This window comes from Kastovskya adunca (assembly GCF_059505785.1).
Genome location: NZ_JCACLG010000007.1, coordinates 1 through 9,204, shown reverse-complemented (window position 1 = coordinate 9,204; position 9,204 = coordinate 1). Strand labels below are relative to the sequence as shown.

Genomic DNA, 9,204 nt, shown 5'->3' with positions numbered 1-9,204 from the left:
GTGACTTTCTTCAACTCCGCTTGATTGTAAAAAACCTACACCTGTGAGGCAGGGGTGCGGGGGTGCGGGGGAGCAGGGGTGCAGAGGAGCAGGGGAGCAGGGGAGAGGAAAAGAACTGATAACCTCTTTCATCCTTCATACTTCACCCTTCATACTTCAAAGACTGTTAAATACCAAACAGAGTTAAATTGCCGTGCCTGCTATCATGGTCTGTCTGCAAAGGCTTTCGAGCGTCTATCTCACCATCTTTTGATTATGACTGATTCGATTCGCTTTCTTATGTGTGCGCCTGACCATTACGAAGTGGATTATGTGATTAATCCCTGGATGGAAGGCAATATCAAAAAGTCTTCACGCGATCGCGCGGTGGAACAGTGGCAAAAACTCTTCCACGTTCTCAAAGAACATACCCTGGTTGACTTGGTTGAACCGCAACGGGGTTGGCCCGATATGGTGTTCACTGCCAATGCGGGTTTAGTCTTAGGCAAAACTGTTGTCCTCAGCCGCTTCTATCACAAAGAGCGTCAAGGGGAAGAACCCTATTTTAAACAGTGGTTTGAGTCCCAAGGCTACACTGTCCACGAACTTCCCCCAGACTTACCCTTTGAAGGTGCAGGTGACGCCTTACTAGACCGGGAAGGACGCTGGTTGTGGGCGGGTTACGGCTTCCGTTCGGAACTCGACTCCCACCCCTACCTAGCAAAATGGCTGGATATTGAGGTGGTGTCGCTGCGGCTGGTAGACGAGCGGTTTTATCACCTAGATACCTGCTTCTGTCCCTTGGCTGGCGGTTATTTGCTCTACTATCCCCCGGCGTTTGATGCCTACTCCAACCGCTTGATTGAAATGCGGGTGCCTCAAGAGAAGCGGATCGCGATTGAGGAAGCGGATGCGGTGAACTTCGCCTGTAACTCGGTGAACGTGGAGCAGGTTGTGGTGATGAATAAAGCTAGCGACAACCTCAAGCAGCGCCTCTCTGCCGTCGGGTTTGAAGTGGTTGAGACGCCACTGACGGAGTTTCTCAAAGCCGGGGGTGCCGCCAAATGCCTGACGTTACGGGTAACAGAACCCGTACAAATGGAAATCCATGCCAATACCCAGGTAGATAGCCGCCTCTTTCGCATGGAAGGGCATTTACTCGATTCTGGCTTGCTGAATCGGGCACTGGATTTGGTAGTAGAAGGTGGTGGCAGTTTCCAAATCCTCAACTTTCAATTAGGAGTACAGCGGCAAAGTACCTCCACGGCTGAGGTGAAGGTGTCCGCACCTTCCCATGAAGTGATGGAAGAATTGATGACGCAACTGATCGATCTGGGTGCAGTTGCCCCGCCGCAAGAAGTTTGTGATGCCCATTTAGAACCTGTGGTGCAAAACGGTGTGGCTCCGGATGATTTTTACGTCACCACCATCTATCCCACTGAGGTACGGGTGGCGGGAGAGTGGATTAAAGTGCAAGAGCAGCGGATGGATGGAGCGATCGCGATTAGCAAAACTCCCACAGGTCTGCTAGCTCGTTGCAAGCTGTTGCGTGATTTGCAAGATAGTGAACAGGTGGTCGTTGGCATCGAAGGGATTCGCACCATCCGGAAGCCAGAACTTCGCGATCAGCGCAATACCCAAGAATTTAGCTTTATGGGTGCTGGGGTTTCCAGCGAACGCCGGGTTGAGTTAGTGGTTGAGCAAATCGCCTGGGAACTGCGCCAAATTCGCGATCGCGGCGGCAAAGTGGTCGTTACAGCAGGCCCAGTTGTGATTCATACCGGAGGCAGCCAGCACCTAGCACGGTTGATTCGCGACGGTTACGTGCAGGCGTTGCTAGGAGGAAATGCGATCGCCGTTCACGACATTGAGCAGTCTCTGATGGGAACTTCTCTCGGTGTCGATATGAAACGCGGCGTTGCTGTACGGGGCGGCCATCGCCATCATCTAAAAGTGATTAACCTCATCCGCCGCTACGGCAGCATCGCTAAAGCGGTAGAGGAGGGGGTAATCACCAAAGGCGTGATGTACGAGTGCGTGAAAAACAACGTCCCCTTTGCTCTCGCTGGTTCCATCCGTGATGATGGGCCTCTTCCCGATACGCAGATGGACTTAATTAAAGCGCAAGAAGAATACAGCAATTTGCTCACAGGGACAGACATGATTTTGATGCTGTCTACCATGCTGCACTCCATTGGTGTTGGTAATATGACCCCTTCTGGTGTGAAGATGGTCTGCGTGGACATTAATCCTGCGGTTGTGACGAAATTAAGCGATCGCGGTTCGATTGAATCCGTTGGCGTCGTTACCGATGTTGGCTTATTCCTCAGTCTGCTAGTGCAGCAGTTGGATAAATTGACCAGTCCTTATTACATCCAATAGACTCTCAACGTTTTGAACGCAAAGCAAAGGCTGCCCTAAATCTACTTTATAGGCAGCCTTTACTGTTTTTAAAAGTCGGGGATCTCAGACGCCGTTTTAGGCTGAAGCAGCTTGGTCAGGCTGATTCGGGGTAGAACGTGGATTCAATGACAGCATCACCCGCGAAATGCCCGTAGAGATAATGCTCGCACCAATCAGCGTCCCGATAATCCAGGGTGCATTGAAGGGCCACTGGAACCAAATGATTCCGCCGATCACTAGGGTAAGGATGCCGTCTACCAGCACCGATGTCCAATTCTGTTGCGGACGCAACCGGAATGCCAAAATTAGCTCAAATACTCCTTCCGCCAGCAAAAAGCTACCGAGCAACAGAGTCAGCGTGAGCGCACCTTTTAAGGGGTAAGCAAACAACATTACACCTGTAGCAATGTAGAGGATGCTCAACAACAGCTTCCAGACAAAGCCGCCGCGATCGCGAGTCTGAAACGCATAAAACAGCTTGGCAGCTCCCGAAGAAACTAAGATCAAAGCAAACCAAGTCTCAGCAAAGATTGTCGAAGCCACAGGCAACACAATCCCCACAATCCCCAAAACAATCAGCAGAACACCAATCCAAAGCGACTTATCAGTAGCTTTGTTGAGGTTAGGAGAAATGTCAGTTGTCATATAAATTTTTTCCTTATACTTTCGTAAACTCTACGACAAGGCTAGAAAATCTTTCAGAAACTTGGTAGAACCCTAAGGTAGAGCCTTCCCCAACGGAACTTTAACGACTGATGTGCTGATCATCACATTGCAGGCATGGCGATCGCTGAGTTTATTTTGAAGAGTATGGGTTCACCGTGCGATCGCCCCAACTCTTCAGCAACAGGTGACGAATACCACTGATTTTGATCAGGTGACATGGCTGGCGATCGCCTGATCAACAAAGGCAAAAACTACAAAAGTAGGCAATGGTGAAGATATGGTTGTAGCGGCACAAGCAGATATTCAACCGATTGGTGAAAAGCGAGTTACCTTGCGTGGTCTAACGTGGCAAGCCTATCAGCAAATTCTGCACGCTCTGCCGCAAACCCGCGCTGCTCGCCTCACTTACGATCGCGGAACCTTAGAAATCACTATGCCCTTAGAAGACCACGAATTTGCTCTGCGTTTAATTGAGCTTTTTGTGCGGATTCTGGTTGTAGAGATGGGCATGAAGATCAAAACAATGGGTTCGACCACGATGGCTCGAGAAGAACTAGAACGGGGTTCCGAACCTGATTGTGCTTACTATATTCAAAACCAGCCTAAAGTTGCGGGTCGTCATTTGACATACCTCCTCTTCCTAAAGGAGAGAGGATTCCTTAACGCTTCATTGGGTTGTGCTACCGAAATAGTCTTACCATCCCTCCACGTTCGTTTAAAGTCTCCCAATGCCCTATGGCGACTTGTTTCCAATTTTAACAGAATTTAACAGAAGCCGTCCTAATGGTCACTGAGCCTTGCCGAAGTGAAGAACGGGGCTTGTATCCCATTGTTTTTGGTCAATTTTGCGGCAGATCCCCCACCCGATCTGGTTGTAGAAGTGGACATTACTCATACTGATATTAATAAAAACCGTCTCTACGCCAGCATGGGGGTTCCGGAATTTTGGCGCTACAACGGACGAGAGTGGCGCATCTACCAGCTTCAAGGGGAATCGTATACAGAGTGCGATCGCAGCCCCACCTTTTCCTGGGTTGAAAAAGAGGAGCTGTACCGTTTTTTAGAACAAGCCCAGCAGGATGAGGTGGAAGCAGAGACAACTTTTCGGGCAAGGGTGAGAGAGCAGCTAGATCGTAAAAAGTAAGAAGGTGTAGTTTATGCCGGAAACTAAACGAGCGATTGAAACAGTCTTAAAGCAAATGGCACTGAAATAAAAAAAGATTCAACAATCCGTAGGTTGGGTATTTCTAGTTATGCAATCCTTGCTCTTCCGAAACTTGAGGTTCACGATTCCAACAGCTCTGGCATTTACGGTTCTTGGCTACGCCGTTAGTTTGCCGATGAGCTTTCTTATGGACTCGAACGCAGCGAAGTGGCAACTCAATATCGATCGCGTTCTGATTTCAAGTATTGAGACAGAAAGACTTCACGATCTTAGAAGATTTCAGACTATGGTAGCTCTTGGAGGTACGGTTCTAGGAGTTGTAGTAGTCCAAGCAACTTTCGTTGTACACGCATTTGAAAAAGGCAATCGTGGGAATGAGGGCTAACAAGCGCATGCATTGGACAGAGCAGGAGTTGTTAGAAGCAGGAGTTCCCCATTATCATGTTGGGATTTTATAATTTCAGTAAGCCAGCGTTGACAGAGCTTGCGCTCACCAATCGTCACTACATTCAATTGAGTTTGAAGGAGTTGACACAAAAAAGTCAACATGTCCCTCTGGGAGAGCAACAAATTCTGCCTCTACTGCCAGAGGTGGTACTGTGCGATTGGCTACAAGGGCAGCAAGAAAATGAGGGGCAGATCTCAAATGACGTTGATGTAAACCTGTTACACGTCCGTCATTTTCAACGCCAAGGAGCAGCTTGCCACCTGTAGAACCGCCAAAAAAGCTTCCAATTGAGGAAAGAATGATGGTACAAGCCAACTCCTCCCAGGCTATTGCAGTCAATATTCCATCAACCCTCGGACTCTGTGTCACCCACGAGCAGTTCGTTCAACTAGCGCTGGCTAACCGAGACTTACAACTCGAACGTACTGCAACCGGAGAGTTAATTGTGATACCGCCAACGGGAAGTGAAACTGGAAATAGAAACTTAGATATAGAAGGGCAACTCTGGTTGTGGAATCGCCAGACTAAACTAGGTAAGGCGTTTAACTCCTCTACTGGCTTTCACCTCCCCAACGGTGCCGATCGCTCTCCCGATGCGGCTTGGGTGCGTCAAGAACGATGGGATGCACTCACCCCAGAACAACGAAAAGGTTTTGCTCCTCTGTGTCCTGACTTTGTGCTAGAACTGCGTTCTGAAAGTGACAACATCTCACCCCTGCGAGCCAAGATGAGGGAATACCGGGAAAATGGCGCTCGTTTGGGATGGTTGATTGACCGGAAAAATAGAAAAGTAGAGATTTATCGGCATCAGGATGTGGAAGTGCTGGATAATCCGAGTACTTTGTCAGGCGAAGATGTTTTACCGGGGTTTGTCTTGGATTTAACAGAAGTTTGGGGCTAAGTAAGTAGGCGGGAATAAACCAAACTTGGTTACTCCCGATGCCATCAGAAGACACTACAATTTACGATGCCTAGCAAAGAAGTTAAGGTAGGCTGCCCAAGATAACAGCAAACAATGAAAACTACCCCAACCTTCAACACCTGCGTTACCTGCCGTAGTCCCAATCCTCAAGCTAAGCTACGATTGTTCTGCTTTCCCTATGCTGGGGGTGGAGCGTTGAGCTTTCGTACCTGGTCAGATAGCTTACCGCCTACGATTGAGGTTTGTCCCCTGGAATTGCCGGGACGAGGATTTAGGTTAAAAGAACCGCCATTGACTCAGATTAAGCCCCTGATTGAGGCGATCGCCCCCGCTCTTTTGCCTTACCTAGACAAACCGTTCGCCTTTTTTGGTCACAGTATGGGTGGGTTGGTGAGCTTTGAGCTAGTCCGTCTACTCCGCAGAGAATATAGCCTGAATCCCTTACACCTATTTGTGTCTGGTCGTCAGGCTCCTCAAATTCCCGCTGACAAGTCACCTATCCATGACCTGCCAGAACCTGAGTTTCTGGAGGAACTGCGTCGCCTCAACGGTACGCCGGAAGCCGTGTTAAACAATTCCGAGTTGATGCAGCTACTTATTCCGACTCTCCGGGCAGATTTTGCCGTTCTCGAAACTTACGCTTATGCTCCCGAAGCGCCCCTAGATTGTCCCATCTCCGCTTTCGGTGGTTTGCAGGATCGGGAGGTCAGTTGCGAGGCGCTAGAAGCTTGGCGAGAGCAGACTACGGCTGAATTCTCACTACAAATGCTCAAGGGTAATCACTTCTTCCTGCACTCAGCTCAATCCCTGCTGTTGCAGTTCCTTTCTCAAAAACTGCAGCAGATTACCGACGGGGTAGGCGGTCTGCGATAGACGAGGGCGATCGCCGGATATGCCTCAGGATGCATATCCCGTTGGATAGACCCCCCTTAATCCCCCCTTACTAAGGTAGGAGACTTGAAATCTTGCCCCCTCCCCTTACTAAGGGGAGGGTTGGGGAGGGGTCTGGTACATTTTTGCAAGAGGTCTGATCTAAACTGATGCTGCATCGGCGGCGGGGTAATGCTTCTACGCCTCAGATACCTCAATTTGCCGTACTGCTGTTAAGGCTGAATAGCTGACTCCTGCTGTACCTTCGCCGGGATGGGTGGAGTCACCCACGAGCCAAAGATTCTTGATAGGAGTACGGTTGGCGAAGCCAAAGGGGCCAAAGGTGGGAATCCGTTGCCCAATTCCGCCGACAACACCTTGGTCACGGGCGGTAAAGCGGGCGAAGGTGCGGGGGGTGGCGGCTTCTTGGTGAATGATCGTTTCTGGGGTGAGGTGGAAGTATTGACCCAAACGAGCGATCGCCTCTGCGGTATACTTCTGCTTCAGCGCTTCATAATCTTCCTGAGAACCGCGCCACCACATCCGGGTATCGGTAAAGGATGAGGCAATCAGGGTGGCTTTCCCTACCGGGGCGCGTCCATCACCGGGTTTGCTGACGGAGACAAACAGAGAGTTATTTTCCCCAATTGGTCTGTCGTAGTCGTAGAGAAATTGCAGGTGGGGAGGACATCCGGGAGGAATCGCGCTTTCGTCAACGCCGAGGTAAATCACAAAGGCACCGGAAGCCGGAGGAAGTTTGTCCACCCGGTGCTTGTAGCCCTGTGGGGCGGCTTCGCCCAAAAGTTGCATGAGGTTTTGCACCGTGACATTGGCAACGACGTTGTCGGCGGGTTCTCTCCAGGTTTCGCCTGTTTTTTGGTTGCGAGTAGTGACTCCTGTAACGCGCCCCAATTCTGTATGAATCTGCTCAACGGTGTGGCGCATCAGCAGTTTACCGCCGTATTTTTCCAAGGCTTCGACGAGGCGATCGCTTAAAATCTGCATACTACCCTGGAGGTGATACAAACCCTGGGGTGATTGGGAAACCCCCAAGGCTGTTGCCGCATACAGCAGGGCTGTTTCCTCGGTATCGACTTGGGAGTAAAGCTTTAGTTGCAAGTCGAGGAAGGTTTTTAGCCGCAGGTCATTTTCTAACCCATATCCCCGCAAGGCATCCCCCACCGTCATTAAGGTAAAGGGTAAGGTAATCAAGGTATCAGGACGCACCGCCGCAGCTAGCTGCCACAAGTCCCACAAATTACGGGGCGGTAAAACGGGGTCGCGGGATTGAAACTTCCAACTGGCTTTAAATAACGTCGCCAATAATTGCCAAAACGCTTCACTACCGGGAAACTGCCGTTGTCTTTCTGCTGCCCATTTTTGGGGGTCGCGCCAAACACTGATCGGTTCTGTTTCCTCAGGAAGATAAACCGCACAAGCCGGATCGCAAGGCGTCGCCTCTGGTAAGCCAACTTCTAATTGATCGAAAATTCGCTTGTGGATGCCACCCGGTTCTAATCCCGCCACCTGTGTTGCTCCGACATCAAAGGTAAAGCCGCGACGCTTGAAGGTTGAGGCGCATCCTCCCGGTACAAGGGCTTGATCGATTACTTGTACTTGATAGCCGCGACGGGCAAGTAAGGCTCCAGCGGTTAATCCCCCAATCCCTGCACCAATGATGATCATCTGCGATTTACCTTTGCTGCCTTGGCGATTTGGCATGGCTTGTTTACATTTCTTAACTTCCTCTATCACAATTGTAGTTCTGTTGCCGTCTTTGATCGGTGAGGTCTACCACAGACTGGCTGTTTTGAACGCAGAGGACGCTGCGCGGCTATTTAAGCGGTCAATCTTCAAGAAGAGGCAAAAAGCGGGGCTGTCTCGCTATCTGGTTGGGGGAGGGAGTTCCAAAACTGTAGAATTTGTTCGCTGACTGGCTGGGGATGGAAATAGTGGAAAAAATGCCGCCCTTGAGGAGATTCCCAGAGGCGATCGCTTTCTTTTAGCCAGCTTTGCCAGCCCTGCAAGGCATTAGTGTCAACGATGCTGTCATCTTTGCTACCACAGACCATGAGGGGGACGCCAACTCCTCCCGCAGGTACGCTTACCCGTTGCAACAGGGAGTGTTCGCAGGGGGAGGAAACGAGGTCTCGCTCTAGGAGTCTGATTATGGCTTTAGTCATTTTCTGATCCCGATACCCAAACATTTCTTGCGCCATCTGCGCCAAGACAATCTGGCGACTGCACGGCAAGAGTAGGCGACGGGTATAGTAGTGGGCTTGCCAGTCAATGGCGGGCTGTGCGCCTACGGCGAGTAGGGTTAAAGACTTGACGCGCTCAGGATGTTGACGTGCATACAGTAGCCCCAAAAGTCCCCCTGTACTATGACCGATGAGGTGCATGGGGCGGTTGTGGTTTTTGAAGTAGTCGTGCAAGAGTTCAACCGCGATCGCCATTGAACTCGCTTCATCCTGAGTTTGGTTATACTCCCAATGGCTGAGCGTTCTTTGCCTAGATAAGTAACGAATCAAAGGATTATCAAAGTGCTGCCAACTAGGACTAGTATTTAACCACAGAATATCCGGCATCTTAAACATCACAGTCTTCCTTCCTTCTCTGACAGCAGTAAGCGATCGCCAAGCATTAGTTATTGCTCAATAGATTTCTTGCATGAATTGCAATTCCCCCTTTTAATCCCCCCTCGGAGATCCTCACAGGTGTAGGTTTTTTACAAAAGAGAGAAGGGCAAAA

Annotated in this window: 7 protein-coding genes and 2 pseudogenes; 6 read left to right on the top strand and 3 right to left on the bottom strand. The window is 50.1% G+C overall.

What is annotated here, in order from left to right; genetic code table 11:
* The first annotated feature begins 255 nt into the window (after window positions 1-255).
* Window positions 256-2,361, top strand: coding sequence for a bifunctional arginine dihydrolase/ornithine cyclodeaminase (gene argZ, locus AC5JR3_RS01920; RefSeq protein ID WP_495842490.1), 2,106 nt, complete (start codon window positions 256-258; stop codon window positions 2,359-2,361).
* Window positions 2,362-2,457: 96 nt separating this feature from the next.
* On the opposite strand, the gene AC5JR3_RS01915 is transcribed toward argZ, so the two are convergent.
* The gene (locus AC5JR3_RS01915) at window positions 2,458-3,027 is read right to left on the bottom strand and encodes an HdeD family acid-resistance protein (RefSeq protein WP_495842488.1); all 570 of its coding nucleotides are present in this window, start codon (window positions 3,025-3,027) and stop codon (window positions 2,458-2,460) included.
* Window positions 3,028-3,325: 298 nt separating this feature from the next.
* On the opposite strand from AC5JR3_RS01915, the pseudogene AC5JR3_RS01910 reads away from it, so the two are divergent.
* The 5 genes and pseudogenes from AC5JR3_RS01910 to AC5JR3_RS01890 all read left to right on the top strand — a co-directional run.
* A pseudogene (locus AC5JR3_RS01910) lies at window positions 3,326-3,679 on the top strand (PDDEXK family nuclease); the annotation flags it as partial.
* 207 nt (window positions 3,680-3,886) lie between these two features.
* Window positions 3,887-4,192 (top strand): annotated as a pseudogene (locus tag AC5JR3_RS01905) (Uma2 family endonuclease); the annotation flags it as partial.
* A gap of 495 nt (window positions 4,193-4,687) precedes the next feature.
* The gene (locus tag AC5JR3_RS01900) at window positions 4,688-4,927 is read left to right on the top strand and encodes a hypothetical protein (protein WP_495842486.1); all 240 of its coding nucleotides are present in this window, start codon (window positions 4,688-4,690) and stop codon (window positions 4,925-4,927) included.
* A 35-nt stretch (window positions 4,928-4,962) separates the two neighbouring features.
* Complete coding sequence (locus AC5JR3_RS01895; protein WP_495842492.1) at window positions 4,963-5,562, top strand: Uma2 family endonuclease; 600 nt, start codon at window positions 4,963-4,965, stop codon at window positions 5,560-5,562.
* A gap of 114 nt (window positions 5,563-5,676) precedes the next feature.
* Window positions 5,677-6,456, top strand: coding sequence for a thioesterase II family protein (locus tag AC5JR3_RS01890; protein ID WP_495842483.1), 780 nt, complete (start codon window positions 5,677-5,679; stop codon window positions 6,454-6,456).
* A gap of 195 nt (window positions 6,457-6,651) precedes the next feature.
* Here AC5JR3_RS01890 and crtD read toward each other — a convergent pair whose 3' ends face one another.
* A complete protein-coding gene (gene crtD, locus AC5JR3_RS01885) occupies window positions 6,652-8,175 on the bottom strand; it encodes a C-3',4' desaturase CrtD (RefSeq protein ID WP_495842481.1) in 1,524 nt (507 codons plus the stop codon).
* A gap of 131 nt (window positions 8,176-8,306) precedes the next feature.
* A complete protein-coding gene (locus tag AC5JR3_RS01880; protein ID WP_495842479.1) occupies window positions 8,307-9,050 on the bottom strand; it encodes an alpha/beta fold hydrolase in 744 nt (247 codons plus the stop codon).
* Between the last annotated feature and the right edge of the window lie 154 nt (window positions 9,051-9,204).